General features: G+C 58.0%; 27 protein-coding genes. 16 read left to right on the forward strand and 11 right to left on the reverse strand.

Annotated features, from left to right (window positions below; genetic code table 11):
• Positions 1-122 precede the first annotated feature (122 nt).
• The 14 genes from ACPOL_RS00410 to ACPOL_RS00475 all read left to right on the forward strand — a co-directional run bounded on the left by ACPOL_RS00410 (position 123) and on the right by ACPOL_RS00475 (position 11976).
• Positions 123-893 (forward strand): DUF1223 domain-containing protein, encoded by a 771-nt coding sequence (locus tag ACPOL_RS00410; protein WP_114205304.1) that lies wholly within the window; start codon positions 123-125, stop codon positions 891-893.
• A gap of 111 nt (positions 894-1004) precedes the next feature.
• On the forward strand, positions 1005-1781 hold the full coding sequence (locus ACPOL_RS00415; protein ID WP_114205305.1) for a class I SAM-dependent methyltransferase: 777 nt from the start codon (positions 1005-1007) through the stop codon (positions 1779-1781).
• Positions 1782-1816: 35 nt separating this feature from the next.
• Positions 1817-2602 (forward strand): TIGR04282 family arsenosugar biosynthesis glycosyltransferase, encoded by a 786-nt coding sequence (locus ACPOL_RS00420; RefSeq protein ID WP_114205306.1) that lies wholly within the window; start codon positions 1817-1819, stop codon positions 2600-2602.
• On the forward strand, positions 2599-4005 hold the full coding sequence (locus tag ACPOL_RS00425; protein ID WP_114205307.1) for a glycosyltransferase family 87 protein: 1407 nt from the start codon (positions 2599-2601) through the stop codon (positions 4003-4005). Before ACPOL_RS00420 ends, ACPOL_RS00425 begins: the two co-directional genes overlap by 4 nt.
• The gene (locus ACPOL_RS00430) at positions 4002-5072 is read left to right on the forward strand and encodes a radical SAM protein (protein ID WP_114205308.1); all 1071 of its coding nucleotides are present in this window, start codon (positions 4002-4004) and stop codon (positions 5070-5072) included. The genes ACPOL_RS00425 and ACPOL_RS00430 overlap by 4 nt, the downstream gene beginning before the upstream one ends.
• A 9-nt stretch (positions 5073-5081) precedes the next feature.
• Positions 5082-5795, forward strand: a complete 714-nt coding sequence (locus tag ACPOL_RS00435) for a glycosyltransferase family 2 protein (protein WP_114210524.1) — start codon at positions 5082-5084, stop codon at positions 5793-5795.
• 38 nt (positions 5796-5833) lie between these two features.
• Entirely contained in the window at positions 5834-6757 is a 924-nt protein-coding gene (locus ACPOL_RS00440; protein ID WP_114205309.1) for a D-hexose-6-phosphate mutarotase, read from the forward strand.
• A gap of 83 nt (positions 6758-6840) precedes the next feature.
• The gene (hypA, locus tag ACPOL_RS00445) at positions 6841-7191 is read left to right on the forward strand and encodes a hydrogenase maturation nickel metallochaperone HypA (RefSeq protein WP_114205310.1); all 351 of its coding nucleotides are present in this window, start codon (positions 6841-6843) and stop codon (positions 7189-7191) included.
• Between the two features lie 53 nt (positions 7192-7244).
• Positions 7245-8003, forward strand: coding sequence for a hydrogenase nickel incorporation protein HypB (gene hypB, locus ACPOL_RS00450; protein WP_114205311.1), 759 nt, complete (start codon positions 7245-7247; stop codon positions 8001-8003).
• Between the two features lie 152 nt (positions 8004-8155).
• A complete protein-coding gene (locus ACPOL_RS00455) occupies positions 8156-8428 on the forward strand; it encodes a HypC/HybG/HupF family hydrogenase formation chaperone (RefSeq protein ID WP_114205312.1) in 273 nt (90 codons plus the stop codon).
• Positions 8429-8458: 30 nt separating this feature from the next.
• The gene (gene hypD / locus ACPOL_RS00460; protein WP_114205313.1) at positions 8459-9589 is read left to right on the forward strand and encodes a hydrogenase formation protein HypD; all 1131 of its coding nucleotides are present in this window, start codon (positions 8459-8461) and stop codon (positions 9587-9589) included.
• Positions 9590-9611: 22 nt separating this feature from the next.
• A complete protein-coding gene (hypE, locus tag ACPOL_RS00465; protein WP_114205314.1) occupies positions 9612-10673 on the forward strand; it encodes a hydrogenase expression/formation protein HypE in 1062 nt (353 codons plus the stop codon).
• 120 nt (positions 10674-10793) lie between these two features.
• A complete protein-coding gene (locus tag ACPOL_RS00470) occupies positions 10794-11624 on the forward strand; it encodes a HoxN/HupN/NixA family nickel/cobalt transporter (RefSeq protein WP_236657139.1) in 831 nt (276 codons plus the stop codon).
• 145 nt (positions 11625-11769) lie between these two features.
• Positions 11770-11976, forward strand: a complete 207-nt coding sequence (locus ACPOL_RS00475; RefSeq protein ID WP_114205315.1) for a type II toxin-antitoxin system HicB family antitoxin — start codon at positions 11770-11772, stop codon at positions 11974-11976.
• 51 nt (positions 11977-12027) lie between these two features.
• On the opposite strand, the gene ACPOL_RS00480 is transcribed toward ACPOL_RS00475, so the two are convergent.
• Positions 12028-13212, reverse strand: a complete 1185-nt coding sequence (locus tag ACPOL_RS00480) for an acyl-CoA dehydrogenase family protein (protein ID WP_114205316.1) — start codon at positions 13210-13212, stop codon at positions 12028-12030.
• 169 nt (positions 13213-13381) lie between these two features.
• On the opposite strand from ACPOL_RS00480, the gene ACPOL_RS00485 reads away from it, so the two are divergent.
• Positions 13382-14041: a DUF2959 family protein gene (locus ACPOL_RS00485; protein ID WP_114205317.1), complete on the forward strand. Its 660-nt coding sequence runs from the start codon at positions 13382-13384 to the stop codon at positions 14039-14041.
• Positions 14042-14136: 95 nt separating this feature from the next.
• The gene (locus ACPOL_RS00490; RefSeq protein ID WP_236657140.1) at positions 14137-14895 is read left to right on the forward strand and encodes an SGNH/GDSL hydrolase family protein; all 759 of its coding nucleotides are present in this window, start codon (positions 14137-14139) and stop codon (positions 14893-14895) included.
• Between the two features lie 396 nt (positions 14896-15291).
• Here the strand turns inward: ACPOL_RS00490 and ACPOL_RS35910 are convergent, their stop codons facing one another.
• The 10 genes from ACPOL_RS35910 to ACPOL_RS00540 all read right to left on the reverse strand — a co-directional run bounded on the left by ACPOL_RS35910 (position 15292) and on the right by ACPOL_RS00540 (position 25273).
• Complete coding sequence (locus ACPOL_RS35910) at positions 15292-15480, reverse strand: Swt1 family HEPN domain-containing protein (protein WP_201759246.1); 189 nt, start codon at positions 15478-15480, stop codon at positions 15292-15294.
• Between the two features lie 398 nt (positions 15481-15878).
• Positions 15879-16523, reverse strand: a complete 645-nt coding sequence (locus ACPOL_RS00500) for a DUF5343 domain-containing protein (protein ID WP_114205318.1) — start codon at positions 16521-16523, stop codon at positions 15879-15881.
• Between the two features lie 201 nt (positions 16524-16724).
• Positions 16725-17096 (reverse strand): putative toxin-antitoxin system toxin component, PIN family, encoded by a 372-nt coding sequence (locus ACPOL_RS00505; protein WP_114205319.1) that lies wholly within the window; start codon positions 17094-17096, stop codon positions 16725-16727.
• Positions 17093-17347 (reverse strand): hypothetical protein, encoded by a 255-nt coding sequence (locus ACPOL_RS00510; protein WP_114205320.1) that lies wholly within the window; start codon positions 17345-17347, stop codon positions 17093-17095. Before ACPOL_RS00510 ends, ACPOL_RS00505 begins: the two co-directional genes overlap by 4 nt.
• 157 nt (positions 17348-17504) lie before the next feature.
• Complete coding sequence (locus ACPOL_RS00515) at positions 17505-18899, reverse strand: glycosyltransferase (RefSeq protein WP_161557108.1); 1395 nt, start codon at positions 18897-18899, stop codon at positions 17505-17507.
• Positions 18900-19172: 273 nt separating this feature from the next.
• Positions 19173-20393, reverse strand: coding sequence for a glycosyltransferase family 4 protein (locus ACPOL_RS00520; protein WP_114205322.1), 1221 nt, complete (start codon positions 20391-20393; stop codon positions 19173-19175).
• 264 nt (positions 20394-20657) lie between these two features.
• Positions 20658-21824 (reverse strand): trans-sulfuration enzyme family protein, encoded by a 1167-nt coding sequence (locus ACPOL_RS00525; protein ID WP_114205323.1) that lies wholly within the window; start codon positions 21822-21824, stop codon positions 20658-20660.
• Positions 21825-21826: 2 nt separating this feature from the next.
• Entirely contained in the window at positions 21827-22789 is a 963-nt protein-coding gene (cysK, locus tag ACPOL_RS00530) for a cysteine synthase A (RefSeq protein ID WP_275066505.1), read from the reverse strand.
• Positions 22790-23028: 239 nt separating this feature from the next.
• Positions 23029-24048, reverse strand: coding sequence for a VWA domain-containing protein (locus ACPOL_RS00535; RefSeq protein WP_236657142.1), 1020 nt, complete (start codon positions 24046-24048; stop codon positions 23029-23031).
• A 97-nt stretch (positions 24049-24145) separates the two neighbouring features.
• The gene (locus ACPOL_RS00540; protein WP_114205325.1) at positions 24146-25273 is read right to left on the reverse strand and encodes a VWA domain-containing protein; all 1128 of its coding nucleotides are present in this window, start codon (positions 25271-25273) and stop codon (positions 24146-24148) included.
• Positions 25274-25398: the final 125 nt, after the last annotated feature.

Below are 25398 nucleotides of genomic sequence, written 5' to 3' on the forward strand. Positions count from 1 at the left end.
GAAATCAACCTATAAACTTCCTAGCGCGCGGCCAATAGGAGCATCATCGCGAGTATCGTAACCAATTTACGCGGCCCGACTCTCACTGTCATGCAGTTCCTTTCTAAAGCTGAGGTCCGTCGATGATCGACCGCTCCGTATCTGAAAGCGCAAGAGCGTGGCTCTCTTCGCTCGTTGTCTTTGCCGCCTTATCCGTCCCGTGCCTCGCCGCAAACCCCGGCTCGCCATCTCCGGTGCTCGTGGAACTCTTTACCTCCGAAGGTTGCTCCAGTTGCCCGCCTGCCGACCGCTTGCTCGCCCAAATCGATCGCAGTCAGCCCATCGCTGACGCGCATGTGATCGTCCTTAGCGAACATGTCGACTATTGGAATAGCCTCGGCTGGCAAGATCCATATTCATCGCATCGATGGAGCGAACGCCAAAACAGCTATGCAGAGCGCTTCGGACTCGAGAGCGTCTATGCCCCGCAAATGGTCGTCAATGGAAAGCACCAGGTAAGCGGTAATGACCCCTCTGCCGTGCGGGAAGCGATTCGGCAAGCTACGAGCTCCCCTCGGACTTCAATCAGCATCGGTGATCTTCACCAGATCGGCGAGCATCTCGAGATCGGCTATTCCGCCGACGCTGCACCGCATACGAGTCTTTTCGCCGTGCTCGCCGACGCTTCCGATCGATCGAGTGTGGAGCGCGGAGAAAACGCCGGCCGCACCCTCGATCATGTCGCCGTCGCTCGAACTCTCGCCAGGGTCGCTCCTCTCAACGGCACCCTAGTTAACCAGACCTTCGATATCGCCCTTCCCCTCAATAACAAGGGCCGTCCTCTCCGTCTCATCCTCTTCGCTCAAAACGAAGCAACTGGAGCTATCGTTGGTGTCGCCGAACGTGGGTTATAGTAGGGTTCGAGATGCCGTTCCGTTTTGCAAGAGCACTTACATTTTGTCGCAAAGCTGCTAAACCCAGCTTGTCCCCAGGAATTTGCGGTGGGAAGCAGCGGAGGCCCCTGGATGTCTGAGATTTTGGAATTGCGCTCGTGTCGGGCCGCATCCGTTGATCCTGTCCCAGTTACCCCGGAAATGCAAGCGCATTCCGCAGCCGCACAATCACCAGGCCTCTCGTCTAGTCTGCCCTCCAGTCTTCCCTCTAGCCTGTTTGATCGATGTTGGCGCCAGTATGCTTTATGCCGCGAGCACCTCTTCACCGATCACACCCAGCAGATCGCCACGGCTCTCCTACCGTTGCTCAATGGCTCTCGATCCTGTTCCCTGGTCGAGGCTGGCTGCGGGCCTGGGTTCTACTCCCGGCGGCTCGCTGCTAAATTCCCTCAATTGCAAATCACCGGTATCGACCTCTCCGAACGGCTTCTCTACCGGGCTCGCGAACACGCCCGCCGCTCGGGCCTCGAGAACTGCCGATTCCTGCGCGCTGACGCGCTCTCGCTGGCCGATTTTCCAAATCAAGTCGATGCCGTCGTCGCTTCGCGACTCTTCCTGATTCTCGCTGACCCGGCGCTCGCCCTCCAAGCCATCTTTACCGCACTTCGCCCCGGCGGACTCTGCTTTATCGCCGAGCCGACTTCCGGGTTGAGCGCAGCCGTCCCGTTGCTGATGATGAAAGCGACGCAGCGGTTAAGAAGGCCGCACCTCTCCGTCGAGCAAGTTCCTCAATCGCGGATTCTCAGCATGAACGACTTCGAAAGCCTGGTAGAAACCCAACCATGGCGCAGCATCCGTATCTGGAAATATCGCCGCTATCATTTCGCAGTCTGCAAGAAGGCAGCTTAAAAGACTTTCAGAAGATTCTAGAGCTAGATTTGCCAATGAACCATTCATATCGCACTCTCGACCCTCGTCGACCGCAGCGCACTTTTCAGGGTAAGTGCGCGCTCGCGGTGATGGCCAAAGCTCCTATACCTGGGAAGGTAAAGACCCGGCTGACTCCGCCGCTCACTCCTGACGAAGCCTGTGCGCTGAATGCCTGTTTTTTGCGCGATACCGTCGCCAGTCTTCACGAAGCGACCCTTGCCGCACCCGCGGAGTGGGTGATCTCCTACACGCCTCAAGGCTTCGAGGCTGCCTTCCTCGGCATCCTCGAAGCCGGCGCATACCTGCTCCCGCAACGCGGCGACGGCTTCGGCGAGCGCTTGCTCTTTACCGCAGAAGACCTCTTCGCCTGCGGTTTCTCCGCGGTTTGCCTGATCGATTCCGACAGCCCCACCGTGCCTACCAAGGAGTTCATCACTGCCGCCATCTCGCTGCTCCAGGACGGCGAACGTGCTGTCCTCGGCCCTTCTGAAGACGGCGGCTACTATCTCATCGGTTTGCAAAGGCCAGTCGCAGAGCTCTTCGAGCGAATCACCTGGAGTACTGCCGTGGTCGCAGAGCAGACACTGCAGCGAGCGGAGGAAGTCGGCTTGCCGATGGAGTCATTGCGAAGCTGGTACGACGTCGATGACGCCGACTCGCTTGCGCGTCTCCACGCTGAGTTCTTTGATCCGGAAAGCAATTTACCGCGCGGCTATCCTGCGCCACATACCCGGGAATTCCTGACAGCGCTTAAGCACTCAGCACTTTTGAGCAGCGTGGAAACGGAGACCTCGGTTTGAACGTCGACTCTGTTCTCGCGAAGCAGGCATTGTGGCCCCGGGGAACTCCCCTGGCAACAAACCTCGCGCTGCTGCTTTTCGGTATCATTGCAATCGAGTTCTGCCGGACCGGCGTCACCGAGTTCCACCACTTCGTCCACGGATTCAGTGAGTCGGTATTTGCTCAGATCGCTGTCTACCTCGGCGCAATCTCGCTCATCGAACGCTGTCCCACTAATAAATGGACGTTGCGGATCATCTTGGCCGTGGCATTGGTCGCCAGGCTTTACTGCGTCTTTTCCACGCCTTTTCTATCGACCGACATCTACCGCTATGTTTGGGATGGCAAGGTCCAGGCCGCCGGCATCAATCCCTTTCGCTATATCCCCGCCGACAGTCATCTCGCCTTTCTCCGCGACGGAATCATCTATCCCAACATCAACCGGAAAGAGTTTGCCCACACCATCTATCCCCCGGGCGCCCAATTTCTCTTTCTTGCCATAACTCGGATCTCGGCGACCGTGCCCTTCATGAAGCTGGCCTTAGTCGGCTTCGAAGCGGTTACTTGTCTCGTCCTCCTTCGGATATTGAAGCTCCTCAGCCTGCCGCCGGAACGAGTTGTCCTCTATGCCTGGCATCCGCTCTGTTTTTGGGAGATCGCCAGCAGCGGCCACATCGATGGAGCCGCGCTTACCTTTCTTGCCCTCGCCATTTATTCTCGGCTGAAGGATAAGTCCGGCCTCACAGGAGTGTGGCTCGCCTCCGCCACGCTCATCAAGCTGTATCCGGCCGCCCTGTTGCCGGCGTTTTTCCAGCGTTCGAAATGGAAGATGGTCGCCATCTTCACCGCTATCATTGCGCTCACTTATGCCTGTTATATGAGCGTCGGACTCGGCGTCTTCGGCTATCTCTCCGGCTATGCGCAGGAAGAAGGTATTGATTCCGGAACCCGCTATTTCCTTCTGGCGTTCGCGAATCGTACCCTTCATACCTCCATTCAGCCGTTGGCTTATATGCTCTTTTGTGCGGCCATTATGGGGGCAATCTGCGTCTGGGCGCTGCTCCGAGGCAGCAGTTCCTCGGCGTTCGTCCTTTCTGCGCTGGTCATCGCCACCATGCTGAATGTCTTCTATTCACCTCACTATCCTTGGTACTTCCTCTGGCTATTGCCCTATATCGCAATAAATCCATGGCGGCCGGCTTTCTATCTTGTGACCGCCAGCACTTACCTCTTCGGGACCAACCTGGGTGCGCCCGGCGAACCGATGTACCATCTCAATCTGCTACTCTACGGCGGCTTTGCGTTGATGTTCTGCTACGACCTGGTCGCGCAAAGAATGCGAGTATATAGCTCCCTGCCAGATCTTCGCCCGACCATCGAACATACCTCCCTCATTCCAACCGCTAGTGCGAGGAACTCATGAGCACAACAATTTCCTTACCGGAAACCACCCAAAAGATGCGCCGCTACTTCGAGAAGCCCGAAGACGAGTTATCTATCCTGGTCGAGACCCCGCCGGTCTGCATCTACTTCGAAGTTACCAACCGCTGCAATCTCCTCTGCACGACCTGTCCGCGGACCTTCGAGGAGTTAGAGCCAGAGAAGGACATGTCCTGGGAGCTCTTTACCAGCATCGTCGACCAGTCTGCCGGACTCAAGCGCGCCGTGCTCCACGGAGTGGGCGAACCCATGCTCGTCAAGAACCTCCCCAGCATGGTCCGCTATCTCAAAGACCGTTCCGTCTACGTGCTCTTCAACACCAACGGGACGCTGCTTAATGAGAAGAACGGCCAGGCGCTCATCGATGCCGGCCTCGACGAACTCCGGGTCTCGCTCGACGCCGCTGAGCCGACCGCCTTTCAGATGGTCCGCGGCCGCGATATGTTCGATCGCATCGTCAAGAACGTCCGCCGCTTCCGGCAAATGCAGCAAGAGCAAAGCGTCGAGTCGCCTCGGGTCTCGCTGTGGCTCACCGGCCTTCGCGAGACGCTCGATCAGCTCGAGGGCTTCGTCCGCATCGCCGATTCTGTCAATGTGCGTGAGATCTATCTCCAACGTATGGTGTTTTTCAGCGACAATGGCAAAGGACTCGCCCGCGCCGAGAGCGCCCTCTTCGAAAAGACGACAGCCGAAGAAGAAGAGATCATTCATCGCGCCGCCAGTCTAGCCACCAGCCTTGGCATCAGCTTCAACGCCTCAGGAGCCACCGAGCCCGGCACCAGCATCAAGAAGCGCCGCGACGATTCCCCTTGGTCGCTCTGCCGTCGCCCCTGGTCGCTGATGTACTTCACCGCCAACGGTCGCGCGCTGCCCTGCTGCATCGCTCCATTCTCGATGCACGGCTACGACAGCTTCACCCTTGGCGACGCCTCGCAGCAGACCCTGCGCGAGATCTGGAATGGCCCCCAGTATCAGCAATTTCGCGGCAGCCTCATGAGCCCCGAGCCGCCTCGCGCCTGCGCCAACTGCGGATTACGCTGGAGCCTGTAGTTGGAGTCGATGACCGCTCGCGTCAGCGTGCTGATACCCGCGCTCAATGAGGAGCAGGCCATCGGCGACGTCGTCCGCAGTCTTCTTTCCCCACCGGGCCTCCAGTCACTCATTCGCGAAGTCATCGTCGTCGACAACGGCAGCACCGACCGGACCGCTGCCGAAGCCCAAGCCGCCGGCGCGCGCGTCATCGCCGAACCCATACGCGGCTATGGCAGGGCCTGCGCTGCAGGCGTCCGCGCCGCCCATCCGGCATCCGGTGTATTCATCTTCCTCGATGGCGATGGCAGCGACGACACCTCGCAGCTGCCCGCCATCGCTGGTCCTGTCCTGAATGATCAATACGACTTCGTCATCGGCTCCCGGGTCCGCGGCCATCGGGAACCCGGGAGTATGCTTCCGTCGCAAATCTTTGCCGGTTGGCTCGCCGGCCTGCTGCTGCGTCTCCGCTACGGCGTGCGCTATACCGACATGGGACCCTTTCGCGCCATCTCCCGCGATGCCCTGAATCAACTCAATATGACCGAGATGACCTACGGCTGGAACCTCGAAATGCAGATGAAAGCCGCCCGCGAACATCTAAGAATCCTGGAAGTCCCGGTCAACTACCGCCTCCGCCAAGGCGGCGTCTCGAAGGTCGCCGGCTCGCTCAGCGGCTCCTTCAAAGCCGCCATTCGCATAATGAAAGTCTTCTTTGCGGTAGGCTTTGGACGTGCGGGATAATCGCTACTCGGTTCACAACCACTACGAGGAATGAACTCATGGAAGCAGCAGTCACCGAACTCGACATCCAGCGGCTCAACGATCGCTTCGCCATCCCCAGCATCGCCCAAATCGTACCCGGCAACGGCGGGCTGCCTAAGGTGAAGATCTCCAGCGCCGCCGCTTCGGCCGAGATCTATCTCCACGGCGCCCATCTCACCTCCTGGATTCCGGCTGGCGCCGAAGAGGTCATCTTCCTCAGCGACAAGGCACAGTTTCAGGATGGCAAGGCCATTCGTGGCGGGGTGCCGGTTTGTTTCCCCTGGTTCAACGCGAAGGCCGACGACCCCAAGGCGCCCTCGCACGGCTTCGTCCGCACCAAGACCTGGGAACTCGAATCGATCATCCACGAAGGCAACGCCATCGCCGTCGCGCTCTCCACGCAGCATGACCAGGCTACCCAGAAATGGTGGCCGCACGACTTTCACGCCGTCCACAAAATCACCATCGGCTCCGACCTGAAGCTTGAACTCTCCGTCACCAATACCGGCGCTGCGCGGTTCAACTTTCAAGAGGCGCTCCACACTTACTACCGCGTCGGAGATGTGCGCCAGGTTCGCCTCAGCAGCCTGGATGGCGTGACCTATCTCGACAACGCAGACAACCTCCGTGAAAAAGTCCAGCAGGGCGACAACATCTTCACCCAGCGCACTGACAACGCATATATCAATACTGAAAGCGAGTTGGAGTTGAGCGACCCGCAACTGCGCCGTCGGATCCTGATAGGCAAGCAGAACTCCAAGAACACCGTGGTCTGGAATCCCGGGGACGAGCTCGCCCGCGGCATGGCTGACCTTGGCGATGAGGAGTGGCAACACTTCGTCTGCGTTGAAGCCGCCAACATTCGCTCTGCCGCCATCACCTTGGAGCCCGGAGAAGAACACACCATGACCGCGAATATCCGGCTCGCCGAGTTGCATTAAGACATGACTGAGCGGTTTTCAGACCTGCCGGCAGTTTCGGAAGCGCTGGCGCACCAGCGAGTTTCCTAGAGAGAACCAGCAAAGTGCATGAACTATCTCTCGTTTACGGCATCGTCGAAGCGGTAGAGAAGGCCGCCACTGAGGCCCATGCGGTCCGGGTCGTCTCGGTCAAGCTGCAGGTCGGGGCTCTTGCCGGTGTCGTCAAGGACGCGCTTCTTTTCTGCTACGACATCGCCGCTGAAGGTACACTGCTCGCCGGCTCCCGCCTCGATGTGGAAGAAGTGCCGCTCTCGGTCTACTGCCAGCCTTGCGGGAAAACCGTTGTGAGCCCTTCTATCCAGCAATTTTGTTGCCCGGAGTGCGATACTCCAAGTGGCGACATTCGTCATGGCCGAGAATTGGACATTGTCTCCGTCGAGTTGGAAGTCGAATAAAGGCAGGCTCAGGTGGGATTTTGAAGCACAAAACCTGAATGAGAGGGGCTTTTATGCAGACGCGCGTTCTCGAAATCCGCAAAAGCGTTCTCAATAAGAACGACGAACTTGCCCGTCACCTCCGTACCCGCTTCGAAGCCGCCGGCGTCCTCGTCCTCAACCTCGTCTCCAGTCCCGGCGCGGGAAAAACCCAGTTCCTGCAGAAGGTCTTAACCGACCTGCGTCAGCAAGGCCTAGGCGTCGCCGCTTTGGTCGGCGATCTCGAAACCGACAACGACGCCCGCCGCCTCATGGCCAGTGGAGCACCGGTTCGCCAGATCACCACCCACGGCTGCTGCCACCTCGATGCCAGCATGATTGAGCGCCATCTCGAGGGCTGGCAACTCGACCAACTCGACATCCTCTTCATCGAAAACGTAGGCAATCTTGTCTGCCCCTCGAACTACGATCTCGGCGAAGCCGTGCGCGTCGCCCTGCTCTCCGTCACCGAAGGCGAAGACAAGCCCCTGAAATACCCGGGCATGTTCAACAGCGCCGATGTCGCATTGATTACGAAAATGGACCTCGCGGAAGCCTGCGAATTCGATCGCGAGACCGCAATCGCCAACCTCCACGCCGTTCGTCCGGGGATGACGATCTTCGAGATCTCCTCCAAAAGCGGTCGCGGCATGACGGAGTGGATGCACTACTTGGAGAGCCTTCTAGCGCCAACACTCCAGGTTCGCGAAGCCGGCCCAGCTTTTGCTTCTATCAAGCCCGGTGCCAATGGTTCGCTCAGCCCGCGCGAGACCCTCGCCGCTCCAGGGGAGTAGACTTGCGGGCATGATCTTAAGCGCAAACAGGAATGGATCGTGTTTCTGTTCCGGAATGTTGAGCGGAATCGAGTCTGCTCCGAGTCTTGCCAGGCCGGGAACATCGATCTATCCTCAGGCTCTCTAGTTCGCGTTCTGAAAGGGCAAACCCAATGTGTCTCGCCATCCCCGGTCAGGTGAAAGAGATCTTTGAACAGAATGGTCTTCGCATGGGCCGGGTGGACTTTGGCGGCATTACCAAAGAAGTCTGTCTCGCCTACCTTCCCGAGATTGCCATTGGCGACTACACCATCGTCCATGTCGGCTTTGCCATCAGCAAGATCGACGAAGAGTCTGCTCTCGAAACCCTGAATACATTTCGCGAGATGGGCCTCTTCGAAGAGGAATTTGGCGTCGAGCCGGCGCCGGTCGAGACCAGACACTGACCGCCAGCATTCAACCGGAGGAGGGCAAGCATGAAATATCTTGAAGAGTTCCGCGATGCCAAAGGGGTCCAGGGCCTCCTGGCCGAAATTCGCCGCCTCGTCACTCGTCCTTGGAACCTGATGGAAGTCTGCGGCGGCCAAACCCACTCGATCATTCGCAATGGAATCGATCAGCTCCTCCCGCAGGAAATTCGTCTCATTCACGGGCCGGGATGCCCGGTCTGCGTGACTCCCCTGGTCGCCATCGACAAGGCCCTCGCCATTGCCTCGCTGCCGAACGTCACCTTCTGCTCGTTCGGCGATATGCTGCGTGTGCCCGGCAGCGATAAAGATCTCTTCCGGGTTAAAAGCGAAGGCGGCGACATCCGCATTGTTTACTCTCCGCTCGACGCCCTCAAAATCGCCCAAGAGAACCCCGAACGCCAGGTCGTCTTCTTCGCCATCGGCTTTGAGACCACCGCTCCCGCGAACGCCATGGCGGTCGACCTGGCAAAGAAACGCGGCATCAAGAACTTCTCCGTGCTTGTCTCGCATGTCCTCGTGCCGCCGGCGATTGCGGCCATCATGTCCTCACCCGTGAACCGCGTCCAGGCCTTCCTTGCCGCCGGACACGTCTGCAGCGTGATGGGCTTCTGGGAATATCCGCCCCTGGCCGAGCGCTTCCATGTCCCCATCGTGATCACCGGCTTCGAACCACTGGACGTCCTCGCCGGCATTCTGGCCGCCGTTCGCCAACTCGAAAATGGCGAAGCCCGAGTCGAAAACGCCTACAGCCGGGTCGTCAATTTTGAGGGCAACCTGCCCGCCCAGGCACTTCTGAAACAGGTCTTCACCATCGAAGATCGCGCCTGGCGCGGCATCGGCAATATTCCGCAAAGCGGCTGGAAACTCAGTCCCGCCTACCGCGAATACGACGCCGAAACCCGCTTCTCCGTCGGCGAAATCCACACCGTCGAATCCCCGCTTTGCCATAGCGGAGAGGTCCTTCAGGGAGTCATCCAGCCCACCGAATGCCCCGCATTCGGTCGCCAGTGCACCCCTAGAACGCCACTCGGCGCAACCATGGTCTCGAGCGAAGGCGCCTGCGCCGCTTATTACAACTACGGCCGTTTCGCGCCCGTAAGCATCACCACTGCGGAAGAGCCGGCATGTGCCACCTAGCAATCCTCGCGAAGGGCCTCGCATGTCCACGGTAGAGATCGACCTCGAAAACTGGAGCTGTCCTCTGCCGCTGCGTGACTACCCGCGCGTGGTCCTCGGCCATGGCGGGGGCGGCCAGCTCTCGGCCGAACTCATCGAGAACATCTTCCTTCCCGCATTCCGCAATGCAGAACTCCTCACCCTCGCCGATTCGACCGTCCTCAACGTTCCGCCCGGACGCCTCGCCTTCTCGACCGATTCTTATGTCGTCAATCCCCTCTTCTTTCCCGGCGGCAGCATCGGCGAACTTGCCGTCCACGGCACCGTGAACGATCTCGCCATGAGCGGAGCGCGGCCGCTCTATCTCAGCGCCGCCTTCATCCTCGAAGAGGGCCTCGAGATCAAACTCCTCGCCGCCATCGTCGAGCGCATGGCCCGCGCCGCCCGCGAAGCCAACGTCCACATCGTCACCGGCGATACCAAAGTGGTTGAAAAGGGAAAAGCCGACGGCTGCTTCATCACCACTGCCGGTATCGGCATCCTGCCCGAAGGCCCGTTTCCAGCGCCATTCCGGGCGCAGCCAGGCGACATCGTCCTCGTTAGCGGAACTCTCGGCGATCATGGCATGACCATCATGAGCGTCCGCGAAGGTCTCGACTTCCAAACCACCCTCGAGACTGACTCCGCTCCGCTGTACGATCTCGTCGCCGCCATGATGCGCGTCTCTACGGAGATCCACGTGCTCCGCGACCCAACCCGCGGCGGGGCAGCCTCTTCGCTCAACGAAATTGCCGCAGCCTCCAAAGTGGGTATCCAGCTCGAAGAGACCGCCGTCCCCGTCAGGCCGCAAGTATCCGCCGCCTGCGAACTACTCGGCATGGATCCGATCTACGTTGCTAACGAGGGCAAGCTGATCGCCATCGTCGCTCCTCAAGATGCCGCAGCCGTCCTCGCCGTCATGAAGGCCCATCCCCTCGGTAAAAACTCCGCGAAGATCGGCCAAATCACCAGCCAGCATCCCGGCATGGTCGTCGCCAAGACTTCCATCGGAGCCACCCGCATCCTACCCATGCAGATCGGAGAACAACTACCCCGTATCTGCTGAATTACCTCGAGTCAAGCCGAAGAAATAGGCACAGGTAGGTTGAACATTCCGGGCTTCAGAGGATCCAGGCTTTCGAATGGCCACGCTTTACAGGGATGGTTTTAGCCGTGACATAGGGGGTTGGAACAAGGGCAGCTTTTTCGGCCCTCAAAGATCGCGAATACCAAACACCTCGAACTTCGATACTCTGGACATGGAATGACTTCACTTGCATTAATCGCCCTGGTCGGCTTTGTTCTCGGAATGCGCCACGCCACGGATCCCGATCACGTGATCGCGGTGACCACCATCGTCAGCAAACAGCGCCACATCGGCAAAGCCGGGCTCATCGGCGCTATGTGGGGCTTTGGCCACACGCTCACCATCCTGATCGTCGGCGTCGCCATCATCCTCTTCAAGATCGTCATTCCCACGCGCCTCGGCCTCAGCATGGAACTCGCCGTCGGACTCATGCTGATCCTGCTTGGCATCCTCAACCTCACCGGAGTGCTGCAGCGCCTCACCAACCGCTTCGCCCACAACCATCCGCACACGGGACCAGCCTACGACACCGAAAGCCTGCCGAATGAAGCTCCGGCACTCGAGTCCTCCGCGCCGGGCAAGCACTCGATTGGCCTCTGGAACCTCGCCCGCCCGCTCGCCATCGGCATCGTCCATGGACTTGCCGGCTCGGCTGCCGTCGCCCTGCTGGTCATGACCACCATCAAGGACCCCCGCTGGGAGATCGTCTATCTGCTCATCTTCGGCCTCGGCACCGTAGCCGGCATGATGCTCATCACCGGACTCATCGCCGTCCCCTTCGCCTACACCTCCCGCCGCTACTCCGCCTGGAACCACCGCATGGTCTACGCCTCAGGACTGCTCAGCCTCTGCTTCGGCCTCTTCGTCTCCTACCAGACCGGCATCGTCGGCGGCCTCTTCACCAGCCATCCCCACTGGACGCCGCACTAAAGCGCGCAGACCGTCCGAAACCAGCCATAGATTAAGGCCGACCAAACCCCGGCGCCTAGGTCTTCGAAGCCGATCTGGGCGAACTGACGCAAGGGTTGTCAGCCTTCCCAAGCATTAGCCTCAGCGCCTGTGTCAAACTATGGGAATGAAGAAGCCATCTGCAGCCACTACTTGGCGAGAAGGCGATTGGTACGTCGCCCAGTGCCTGGATGTTGACATTGCCAGTCAGGGCCGAAGTGAGCAAGAGGCGATAGCCAACCTTAAAGAAGCGCTTGAACTTCACTTTGAGCAGCCGCAGGCGACTCGTTCTCCTCGAGTGCAGTTCATCGAGGTCGAGGTTGGCGCGGCTTAGCCCGCTTTCTTACCGTGAAGTAAAGCGGGGACTAGAAGCCCTCGGATAGCCTCAACCCCGGCTAGGCGCCACCTTCAACAGCTCCCGGGCGATCACCATCCGCTGGATCTCGCTCGTCCCTTCGCCAATCGTGCACAGCTTCACGTCCCGGTAAAACTTCTCTACCGGATAATCCTTGATAAATCCATAACCGCCATGAAGCTGCACCGCCTCATCGCAAATCTTCACCGCCACCTCGCTCGCCTTCAGCTTCGCCATTGCGGATTCCAAGGTCGTCTTCAACCCCGCATCCTTCATCACCGCGGCGCGATGGGTCAGCAGCCGGGCCGCGTCGAGTTCTGTCGCCATATCCGCAAGCTTCCACTGAATCCCCTGAAACTCGGCGATCGCCTTCCCGAATTGCCGCCGTTCCTTCACATACTTCAGCGAAGCCTCCAAAGCTCCCTTCGCCATCCCCAGCGACAACGCCGCGATCGAGATTCGGCCACCATCCAAAATCCGCATGGAGTCGACAAACCCCGCGCCCTCCGCGCCGAGCAGATTCTCCGCGGGAATTTCACAGTCCTCAAAGATCAGTTCCGAGGTATCGCTTGCCCGCAGGCCCAGCTTGTTCTCCTTCTTCCCTGCCCGAAATCCCGGAGTTCCCTTCTCGACTGCAAACGCCGACAACCCATGCACACCTTTGTCCCGGTCCGTCACTGCAATCACTACCGCGACATCCGCATAATGCCCATTGGTAATGAAGGTCTTATTCCCATTCAGGACCCAACCCTTGTCCGATCGGACCGCCGTGGTCCGAGCTCCCGCCGCATCGGAACCCGATCCTGGTTCGGTCAACCCCCACGCGCCCAGCCACTCGCCCGATGCCAGCCGGGGAACCCATCGCCGCCGCTGCTCCTCCTTTCCGGCCACAAAAATATGGTTCGTTGCCAGCGAATTATGCGCCGCCACGATGATCCCGATCGACCCATCGACGGCCGAAAGTTCCTCGATCGCCAGCACATAATCGACATAACCTAGTCCCGAGCCGCCATACTCCACGGGGAAAATCACCCCCAGCAATCCCATCCGGCCTAACGCCTTCACCACATCCGCCGGGAACTCGCTCGCCTCATCCCACCGAGACACATTGGGAGCCACCTCGCGCAGCGCGAACTCGCGTATCTCCTTACGGAGTTGTTCCTGCTCCTCGGTCAAAGCAAAAGGATTCACCACCGCTACCGCCAAATCCGCCATCGCTACGCCTCATCGTCTCTCTAAGCAGTCAGGCTAGCACCGCCATTAGGCCATTGTCGCGGGTGTCCCGCCTGATCAGAATCGGATCGCTACGCGCAAAGCGAACCATAGTTCTTCCTGAACCCGCACCAAGCATCCCATTACAATCAACTCGAGGCCCATCCCGCGAATGCCCCACCGAACCGCCGCCCTCCTGCTGCTCCTTGCCCTCTCCCTCACCGGCTGCACCTCGATCTTCTACAAGGCAATGAGCACCCTCGGCAAAGAGAAGCGCGACATCCTCGTCTCCCGCGTCAAAGACGCCAAGAAGGACCAGGAAGAGACCAAAGAAAAGCTCAAGACCACCATGGAGAACTTCCAGGCCATCACCGGCTTCCAGGGCGGTTCGCTCGAAAAATCTTACAAGCGCCTCAATTCCAGCTATGAAGACGCCGCTGGCCAAGCCTCCAAGCTCCACGACAAGATCCAATCGATCGACCAGGTCAGCCAGGATCTCTTCAAGGAGTGGCAAGGCGAGATCAACGGCATGAAGAACGCGAAACTCAAAGCCCAGAGCGCAACCCTGCTCCGCAACGCGAAGACTCGCCAGGCTGCCTACATGCGGGCCATGCATAAGACCGAAGACAAGATCGACCCCGTCCTTTCGGCCTTCCACGACCAGGTCCTCTTCCTCAAGCACAACCTGAACGCCCGGGCCATTGGCTCGCTCAAAGACACTACCGCAAACATCCAGACCAATGTCGCCGATCTCATCCAAAGCATCGACGACTCGAGCGCTGAAGCGGACAACCTCATCAACACGCTCAGTCAGTCTGACAATCCGAAGTAGGCTCGATCGAGACGACAGCGTCGCTTCGAGAGGACGAACCGATTTCTCGCGAAATCCCACCCACCCTCAGGCCGCGAATCAATTAGCATTACCCCGTGAAAACAAACCCCGTGAAGTACCTGACTCTGCTCCTTACTCTTGCTTTCGCGGCCCGACTGACCGCCCAGACCACTCAACCGAAGCCGCCGCCACCCGTCTCCCAACAAGTTGCCCATATGGAAGACCAACTCGCCGACTGGCCGCAGCTCAAGCGCTACCAGGCCGACAACGCCGCCCTGCCCCCACCGGCGCCCGGCCAGCCTCGAGTCGTTTTTTACGGAGACTCCATCACCGACGGCTGGGGCCGCCAGCCCAACACCGGTGAATTCTTCCCCGGCAAGCCCTATGTGAACCGCGGCATCAGCGGCCAGACCACTCCGCAAATGCTTGTCCGCTTCCAGCAGGACGTCGTCCATCTTCACCCCGCCGCCGTTCTCATCCTCGCCGGCACCAACGACATCGCCGGCAACACCGGTCCCTCCACCCCGCAGATGACCGAAGACAACTTCACTTCGATGGCCGAAATCGCCCGCCAGAACGGCATCAAGGTGATCCTCGCCTCGATAACTCCCGCCTATAGCTACCCCTGGAAACCCGGAGTCGACCCCGTCCCAACCATCAAAGAAATCAATAGCTGGCTGAAGGACTATTGCGCTAAAGAGGGATTTACTTACGTCAACTATTACTCCGCCATGGCCGACGAGAAAGGAGCCATGAAACCCGGCCTCGCCAAAGACGGAGTCCACCCCACCGCCGAAGGCTATGCCGTAATGGGGCCGCTGGCGGAAGCGGCGATTGCGAAGGCTTTGCAATAGCAGAGATTGCCATCGGTTACTTGTTTGCCACTTGTGCCGATTTCAGATGTATATATCTTAGTTCTGGCATGCGAACGAACACGGGGAGGAAGAGTGGCGACGAGCGTCAAGTACGAATTACCAATAGGAAATATTGAAAAGATTGGTCTTCGGATCACGAGAAGGACAGGCTCGAAGAAGCATGGCGAGCTTGGCATATGGCAAAACGAAATAGGATTCAAACCGTCCGACCACGAATCGTTTTAATTGGTCTCATGGGAAGAACTAACCATATGGATCAAGGAAAACGGAAAGAAAGGAAAGAAGACCGCAGCCGCAGTCAAGCACCAAGTTTAGGGACAATGCCCGTTTGATATTTAGGATTGGAAACATCGGGATGTTTTGCACAAACGGACGTCACTCCATCAGGCGGAACCAATCCCTAACGGTCAACTGAAGCCTAAGCTGCTCGTCCTCTGCTAGCGGACTACAGTGTGCGATCGGATTTCGGAGTGCGTTGAGATTTGCCATAACCTTTTCGACCGCTTTCTTGCTGTTGAATATCCCGCCGAAGATGTCCCAGTTCGAGTTGATGACTACCGACAGTTCTCCGAAAGTCGTGTAGTCGAGTTCGTCTGAAGACCTGCGCGATACTCCGGGCGTCTAATTCCTTCTGAACCCTCGATGCAACTTCTGCCTGAATCGCATTAGGAACGCGTTTCGATGACCACCACGCCGGGCTGTTCTCGGAGGCTTCAATAGTCTCAGAAACTAACGCGCGAATCGATTTCTCAAGAGAATAAAAGACCTCATAGTGCTTGGCCATTTCGGCCGCTTCAGACCTGACGGCCAGATCGAACTGAGGGTAATAAACGTCCTCGACGATCTTGGCCGAGACTGGCACGTGACCCAGATCGATGCCATGCAAAGTGCCGATCTTAGAGAGTTCTTCGACGAGCATCTGATTGGTCATGCCGAACGCTTTAACTTGCTTAAGAGCCTGACTAGTCTTCATTTGAAAGCAAATGCTCCTTTAGGCTTCGGAATATTGCATTGAAAACGGCCTGATCAGTCGAAGCGGGAAGATTCAAATTAATGGTGTAGGCGAGATTAAGGCCAACTCCGCCACCCTCATTGGTTGCTACGACGGGAAATTTCGAAGCTTCCCCATCGTCAGAAGATGCCTTTTTATGTTGTTCTACAATTTGTAGCGCTGGCTTTGTCTCGAAATCAGCAAGGCTCTTCAATGTCTTCAACGTCGATAGTGTGAGCTTGGAAACTGGGCTGTTTGCCTCAGCCCCGGTGACCTGAGTGATCAGAGCCATTAAGCCCTTGTCGTCGAGTTCGTAGAAGTACTCGTTCGCCTTCTCGAGCTCTAGATATCCGATCTTGATGGCTTCGGCGACAGCCGTCTTAGAGGTGGCATCGTTTCGGAAACGCTTATAGATTTCAGTTGGCGAACCATCGGATCCAACAAAGCCAATCTTCTTAAGAAATGGTGGGATCGCCGCCCCGGCCCCGCCCTTCATTTGTATCTTTGTGGAAACAAAATCACCTGTTACGCGGTCTGGCGTGGCAGCGACCTTAATCTTATCGAGAGCAGTCTTGATCGATCCGGGCGAGGCCAAGTACGGAAGAGAAATCGGCATATCTTTCATCCGGTCCACGGCGCGTCAAAATACACACAATGTCGCGACCGTTTTTAGCTTAACTGGCGAATTCATCATATAGGACGGGTGGACCATTCAAGCCTTCTGTTGGCTTGAGTGGGGCAAATGTGCAAACGCCCTAGGTCAGTTTTGAGATGTGGGATCTCGGATCAAGCGATAACGTAAGAAGCTGCCACGCCGTCAAAACTTCCACACCTTCCCACTCTTTCGGAAGTGCCTGAGATTCCCGGTCACGAGATAGTCCGCACTAGCCGCAACCGCACATTCCAGAAAGACGTCATCATCCGCATCAACGCAGGCCTGCAAGCGAACTGTCGGCTTGACCCAATAACCATGATCTCGAACGGCACGGAGCGCACCCGTAACTTCGCTCTCCGACCGCCGAAGCCGAGGCCGCCGCATCACTTCTTCGTATTCGGCGTAAATCTTGCCGCTGACACAAAGCTGTATATCGCCACCCAGGATTGTTCGAAGAAAAACCTGCGCCGGAGCCCCGGTCGGACTCAACAGTGCAGAAATCAAAATGTCCGTGTCAAGAACGACCCGAATCATCCGGCGATGAACTGAACATCCGAGCGGCGCGCCCTGCGGGCAGCATCAATCTCACCATCGATCTCTTCCATACAAAGCCGATCGACGCCAAGCGCCTCCGCACTCTCCCAGGACTGGCGCAGCCATTCAGGAGCAGCGTTAGAGCCAACCGCACGAATGCTGATCGCCTCGTCGTCGCCCAGCGAACGCCCCGAAAGCTCCTCAATCACCATCTTCTGGTCAACCGAAAGCTCTCTAGCTCTGAACGTCATCGCCACCTCCGGAGTAACCACAAGTTTATTCCCACTATCCCCCGGCTCTCCAACCAGTCCTCAGCAATAGCCTCTTGAATAACCTCGTCTGCAACCCCCTGGCGCCGCAGTGGATGAAGAATCCGAAGTGGGAGACAGGTGCGCGCAGTAGAAGGCGCTACAACCCCAAAATCCCCGCATACTTCGAATCGGTGGCGGCAGTATCGTAGTTGTTCGAGAAGGTCTCGGTCGCCCCGCAGGCGAGCCGTTTCTGGACTTCGCCGTCGGCGAGCCGTCCCATCGCCTCAATCAGGCTTTCTGCGTCCGCGAACATCGCCCCGTTGACCCCGTCGGCGAATGGCATGCCACGCACACCGGCGTCGGTCGTCAGCACCGGCAATCCCCAGGACCAGGCTTCGATGACCTTCACCCGAACCCCGGTCGCCACCCGCACCGGCACCAGCGAGTACCAAGCCTTGGTATAAAGCTCCCGCAGGTCGGGAACGTATCCATGATAGGAAAACCGCGCTTCGCCCAGGCTGCTCAGGCTATTCAGCGCCTCCTGCGGAGCTCCACGTCCCAACATCTTGATTGCAAATGGAATCGAAGCCTCTTTCAGCGCAGGAACCATCTCGCACAGATGCATCAACGCATCTCGATTGTGGGCCGTACCCCAATCGCCCACCACAATGTACTCGGGAATCGGGCTGCGTTCGGCCTTGCGCCCGGGGCTGCTCGCCCGCACACACCCATTGGCCCGGGACTTCGCTCTTACCGGCATCACCCGGACATCCGCGCCCGGCACCAGTTGCTTCGATAAGTCCACTTCCTGCTCCGCCATCAACGTGGTGACGCCGGCCTCCTCTATCAAGCGGCGCTCCCAGCGGCTGAGAGTGGCTGCTTCATAAGCGTAGGCGATGCGCTGAAGTGCGGGCAGATGGCTCAGCGCGTAGATCACCGGGGACACTGAATTGCTGACCCGGTCGAGTGGCGACGCGGCTCCCCGGCCTGCCGTCTTCGCCAGCTGCGAATAGCGCAGCGAGGTCAAATCATCCAGAAATAAGGTGATTCGGGTATCCGGCAATTGTTCTTTGATCGATCGCAAATAGAGACCTGCCCGGATGGTGTCAAATACAACCACATCGGGATCGAATTCCGCGGCTGCTTTTTGGATTGATTTGGCGTGCGACCTGGAATACCAGAGGCCGAGCTGCAGAGGATTTCCAAAGAGGACGCCACCCAGGGCCTGCAAAGCCGCCATGCTGCGACTTCTCTCCGCGAGCGTCACCACCGGTGCTGCATCTCCAATGACCGAACTGTTGTTGTCGGTCACCGAAGTATCAATGTACAGTACCTCGATTTCGGCCATCTTCGATTTCAGATAGTCCAGAAATCCTCGCCACACGAACTGCTTGCCGGCATTCGGCGTGATGAGATCAGTACTGCCGACGATCAGGACCCGCTTTTTGCCTCGGTACATTCTCGCTCGATCGCTGCGCAACTCGCGGGTGTAGTCCTGGCCAAGAAAGACAACCCCCGGAGACGAAGATTCCAATGAAACAGACTTTGCCAACCTGCCCGCAGAACTCCCGCTTTTCAAATCCATTGTCCTCGCTTCGTTCGGATGAACTCCCAGACAGAATCGCAGCGGATCGGTGAAACGCCAACGCCACACTCTGACAATAAAGACACAAGAAAACAAGGTTCCGGGAGAAGACCTATCACAGCTCAATGACTGAGAGTTAAAATCCAGCTAAGCTGGATGCCCGAAATCTCTTTGGATTAGAGCTATCTAATCATAAACTGGCGGTTTCGCCTTCATCCTACTTTTCTCGGAACGAACCACTTAAAGCACCGAGTACTGAAGTTCCCTGCCCACTACTTCTACAATCTTCTGCGAGAAGGACTCTGGGGAAAACTCTTTGCTCATCTTCAGATTGCCGCTCCGCAGACGCATCGACAAGGCAGGATCCGACAGCATCTGTTCGAGTTTCTGCTTGAAGTCTTCGGCATCGGTATATGACTGTCCCGATTCGAACAGTTGCTCGCCCAGGCCCCCATTTCTCGGGGTCAGCACCGGAATTCCGGACGCCATCATCTCCGCAACGGCGAGGCCAAAGTGTTCGCATGGAAATCCATGCACACCGACATCTGCGGCCCGAAGCACTCTATTTCTCTCCGCAGTCGATACATCGGCGTGAATGACTGCGTCGACAGAGGAGAGGGCCGACAGGCTCTGACGCAGCTCCTGGATGTAGCTGCTCTCTCCCCTCCCGATGATGTGATATTCGACCCGCTTCCCGATCCTGCGGGCAACCAGATCAATCTGTTGGGCGAGCCAGGGTATGCGTTTGGCTGGAACCAGGCGTCCAATACTGACTACTCTTAGCAGACGATCCGGGGGTTCCTCGGCTCGAGAATCAAACCCACTCACCGAGGCAGGAGGCTGCACCACTACCGCCTCGCCGTAGAGCCGGGCGATGCGGCGAGCAGTCCAGTTCGAGTTTGTCATGAGCACTTTAGGGAACGAGGCTCGACTTGCCTTCAGATACAGCTGGACTGCTGAAGAGATGGCCGTTCCCATGACTCCGGATTTGGTCCAGACGCCAAGCCCGCGCAGCTCGCTCTGCAGCTGCAGCGAGTGCCCAAAGATCGGAAAGTGGATATATGCAAACGTTGCAGGATGCGGATGCCGCAGCCAGAATTCCGAGTAAGTATTGATGACTGCCGCTTCCGAAAAGCGAAGCTTCGACAAAGCCTCATTAAAGAGAAGTACGCGCGCTATTTTGGGAACTGGTCCCGAGTACCGGGTCTCGACCTTTCTGTACTCGATGGCCGTGCCGGGGCCGAATTCCTTGCCCAAAACCGCTCGCGCCTCCGGATCCGGGCTAGAAGAATAAACTACTACTTGCGCGCCACTTTCGAGCAGCGCCCGGATCATTGCGAAGGCGACTACTTCAGCCCCTCCCCCGCCTAGCAGATCGTAATGCAATACAGCGATTGGCTTGCCGTGCAAGGCTGTTCTACTGGTGCCAATCGCATTTTCTGTCATCGTCGTCATGGTCATTGGCCCTAAGCAACAAGATCAGCGGGGGGCGTAGAGAATGCTGCAGTTGGCAACCAGGTTTCAGGCAAAGAAGACTTGATCTAAAAAGACCTAAAGTCCGTTAAGGCAAACAGCGCAAACTACTGGACCGTGCAGGTGGCCATCCAGATGAATGCCGACGTTGGCGCTTTCCAAGAAGAGGCCGGATCAACAGCTGAAGACGTGGGGAGTAGTTGAAGAGATTCGAAAACTTCGCCCAGCTCTCCTTCGAGGTTGATTTTTATTTTAAACCATTGCCAGGGCCTGCTCAAAGTCCTCTAATAAATCACCAACATCTTCAATCCCCACCGACAGGCGGACCATTCCATCGGTAATGCCGACCTTGGCTCGACCTTCGGCTCCTAGACCGGCGTGCGTCATCGTCGCCGGATGAGAGACCAGCGTCTCAACCCCGCCTAAGGACTCACCGAGGGTCGCGACCCGCAGCTGCTTGGTAAAGGACCTCGCCTTCTCGAACGATCCAAGCTCAATCGTAATCATCGACCCGAAACCGGTCATCTGTTGTGCCGCCAACTCATACTGCGGATGGGCATTGCGTCCGGCAGACAATCCGGGATAAAAGACCCGATCCACTTTCCCGTGCCCATCCAGAAATTGAGCAACGATGCGACCGTTCTCGTCATGTTGACGCATTCGAACCGCGAGCGTCTTGACTCCACGCAAAATAAGCCAGCTCTCGAATGGCGAAAGGATGCCGCCCACCGCCTTCTCGACAAAATCGAATCTGCTCGTATGCTCCGGGGTAGTTCCAACCAGTACTCCACCGAGACCATCGCTGTGGCCATTCAGGAATTTCGTCGTCGAATGCATGACAATGTCGGCGCCAAGATCGATGGGTCGCTGGAAATAAGGCGACATGAACGTGTTGTCGACCGAAAGTTCGACCTCGCGGCTGTGACAAACCTCGGCAACCGCCGCTATGTCGGTGAGGTTCATGAGCGGATTGGTAGGCGTTTCGATATGCACGAGCCTGGTCTCGGGTCGGATCGCCGCCCGGAGCGCCTCAACGTTCGAGGTATCCACATAGGTGAAATCGATGCCGTAGGGAGCGAAGACCTGATTGAAAAGGCGTGGCGTCCCACCATACACATTCTCCCCGCAGATGACATGGTCCCCGGACTTCATCAGGGTGACTAAGGCCGCGATCGCCGCCATCCCGCTGCCAAAGACATGGCTGGTGAGACCGCCTTCTAGCGAGGCCAGACAGACTTCCAGTGCCGTTCGCGTTGGATTTCCGGCCCGCGAATAGTCGTATCCCTTGTCTTTGCCGATCTCCTCCTGGGCGTAGGTCGAGGAGAGATAGAGTGGCACATTCACCGCACCCGTTGTTGGATCCGGAGGTTGACCGGTATGGATGGCGCGGGTGGCAAAACCAGCTTTCTCTCCAGCCATCGTTAAATCCCGCCCTCAAAGATCTTCTTCGACAGATAGCGCTCGGCTGAGTCGGGAATCATTGTAGCCACTCGTTTTCCCGGACCCAGCCGACGGGCAACAGCGGCTGCCGCAAAGACCATCGCGCCGGCGCTCGATCCCCCCAGCAGGCCTTCTTCCGCTGCCATCCGCCTCACCATGTTGAAGGCATCTGCGTCAGCCACTTTGACGATTTCGTCGGTCACTTCGCGATGGAAGGTCTTCGGGACAAACGACACCCCGATTCCTTCGATCTTGTGGTGCTGCGGTTCGCCGCCTTGAAGAACCGACCCCTCGGTCTCGACGGCCACGGTCAAGATGGACGAATCCTGCTCCTTGAGAAACTGCGCAACTCCCGAGAACGTTCCGCCGGTCCCAACTCCAGAGACGAATGCGTCGATGCGGCCTTCCATCTGCTCCCAAAGCTCGACTGCAGTGGTGTCGTGGTGGAAGCGCGGGTTCGCCTGGTTTTCAAACTGCAGCGCAGTGAAGGCATCGGGGATTTCTTTCGCCATGGCAAGCGCCCGGCGGATCGCGCCCGACATCCCCTCAGTCTCAGGCGTCTTCACCACCTTCGCACCAAAGGCCCTCATGAGGATGCACTTCTCCTCGGCGAAACCCTCCGGAACAAACAGGATCACCTTATAGCCGCGGTTCACTCCCACTAAGGCCAGCCCCACGCCGGTGTTGCCGGCGGTGGCTTCGAGGATGGTCGAGCCCGGCTTCAGGAGCCCGCGAGCCTCGGCGTCGAGAATCATTCCCAGCGCCGCGCGGTCCTTCACGCTGCCCCCGGGGTTCAGAAACTCCAATTTGGCGAATAAATCGGCATCACCCGGGCCACAAAGGCGGCGAAGGTGCAGCATGGGCGTCCGGCCCATCAGCTCGGTAATGTCTTCGGCAACCCTCAATCCGGTATGAACAGGGGGATGATCCACGAAAGCTCGCATACAAAACTCCTAAGTCTAGAGCAGAAGTACAGATTGTGTCGTATCCCCGGATTCAGTTCAGTAGGCCTCTTCCTGGGGCAGAGGGCCTGCCGTTTTCGGCTCTCCTCATTACACTAACTGTACTTCTCCTCTTGCAGTTCGCGCGGGGGGGCACCTTTTATCCCAGCATACTTGTAGAAAAACAGGTTTCGGATCCTGGCAAATGAAGCGGGAATATGCCTGGACTGGTAGCTGATGGGCTAATTTGATCCTGGCAATCGCGCATCCGCCTGCCTGCTCTTGTCTCCTGGAGCCGACTTGCTCTTCGGATAGTAGCCGCTGCGCGTGCGGACCAGCAGCTTCCCGTAGCCAGAAGCATGCGCTTCCACCTTGACCAGCCGGTATCCGCCCAGGCTCGCCGCCTTGGTCGAGTGATAGCCAATCGTGTATTGACTGCGGATATCGCGCGCCACCTCAGCGGCGATTTCGTCTACCTCTCCGAGGCTCTTAGGGAAATACGCGACCCCGCCCGTTTCACTGGAAAGCAGTTCGAGGGCGCGCTTGGCCCGGCGGGCTTCGCGTCCGCCACCCTCATCCTTGAATAGCAACCCGATCGAATACACGACAGGGCCTTGCAGCGCCTGGATGCGCTGGATCGTTTGTTCAAGCGACATGACCGAGGCATTGTCTTCCCCGTCAGTGATCACCAGGAGCACCTGCTTCGACCGTTTCGCGCCTTTCGCGAGCTGATCGGCTGAGGCCACGACGGCGTCATAGAGGGCGGTTCCGCCCTTCGAATCGATATGAGCCAATCCCTCTCGCAGTTTGCCTAGGTCCGAAGTGAAATCCTGATCGATATAAGCCTCGTCGGAAAAATTAACCACAAAAGCTTCATCGTCCCGGTTGGATGCTTTCACCAAATCGAGCGCGGCGGAATTGACGGCTTGTCTCTTATCCCGCATCGATCCGGAATTATCTACCAGGATTCCCATGGACACCGGGATATCTTCGTGCTGGAACGAGATGATGGCCTGCGGCACGCCATCTTCGGAGACTTTGAAGTCGGGCCTGGCGAGGTTCATCACCAGCCGGTTATGGTCATCGAGGACGGTGACGTTGAGCACCACCTCCTCAACATCGCGCCGCAACGTATACCCATGGTCGCCTTTCGCCAGGGCACTCGATTCCCCGGAACTAGTCGGCGCTGCCCCGGAGGACGCTGCTCCCGGTTGGTTGTCGGCCATATCTGGCGAGATCACCGGATCCCGGTCGACATTCAACGGCTTTTGCGGCTCAGGAGCCTGCGACTGGGACCATGCTAAGGGGACGCAGGCGCAAGCCAGAAGAGTGAGTGCGTAGATGCGAGAACGAAGTCGTTTACTGCAAGGGCGCATAATATCCGGTGCGGGCATGAACAGTCAGCGGCGGTAGTCCTGGTGGAGCGACCAGCTTTACTTTCAATTTACGCCACTTCCCGTCATGCTTTGCATCCAGAGGGCGATAACCAAGTACATATTCATTCCGGAGTTCCGCGCTGATTTTGGTCGCGATATCGGCCATATCGGCCACGTCGTCCACCCGAAAGAGCCGGCCGCCGGTTTCTTCGCTGATGTCATTCAAGAGCAGCGGACCTAGGCGCTCTTCGGTGGTCGGCGCATATTGATCGAATATACCGATTGAATAGATTTGAACATCCGACTCTCTGACGGTGGCGCGAACCTCATTCTCGGTATAGCGGCTTCGGTTATCACCGCCATCGGATACCACCAGCAGCGCTTTACGCGGATACTTGGCTTGCTTCATCTTATTCAAGCCAAAATAGATAGCATCCAGGAGCGCGGTCCGATGTCCGGCCTTCACCATCTCCAGCCTGGCCTCGATATCGTCCACAGAGGAAGTAAAATCTTCGATCAGTTCTGGCCGGTCATTGAAGCCAATGACAAAGAACTCGTCCTGCGGATTGGCGGTCTTGAGGAACTGCACAATCGATTCACGCGACCGCACTACCTTATTCGTCATGCTGCCGCTCAGGTCGAAGATGATGCCGATCGATACCGGAGCGTCTTCGCTCGAGAACGTCTTGATGGTTTGCTGGCCGTTGTTCTCGTAGAGATAAAAGTTTTCCTTGTCCAGACCAGTCACAAGCCGGTTTAACGGATCGGTTACCGTCAACGGAACCAGAACCAGGTTCACGTCGACGCGGATGCGCTCATTGGGGCGGGCAGCCAATGCAGCGGTTCCCTCCGCTGGCGCAATGACTGGTGGCGCTCCCGGAGCGGCCGTGGGGGGAGGAGCCGGCGGGGTCGGCTGAACGTGGACCTTGTTCAAGGGATCATCCTGCGCCAAGGCAGGCCTTCCCCCGATCAGGACCAGCAGGCACCCGAACAGCAGACCCGCACCAACCGTGCGCCCGTGCGGACGACGCAAACGGAATACGCGCGCTGGGGAACAATCGAATGAATATTTGCGTGGCCGAGCGGCACCGACGCCGCGATGGAGCGCCATAGAACCAGCCTCCGTTGTGGGAATCGTAGCACGGTAAGTCAACCCTAGGCTTCCTACACTTTGATGCGGCTCCGACACCCGGCTTGCGATACCAAAATGAGGCAACCTTCCTGCAGCGAAAAACA

Origin of the sequence: Acidisarcina polymorpha, assembly GCF_003330725.1 — a bacterium.
Classification (GTDB): domain Bacteria; phylum Acidobacteriota; class Terriglobia; order Terriglobales; family Acidobacteriaceae; genus Acidisarcina; species Acidisarcina polymorpha.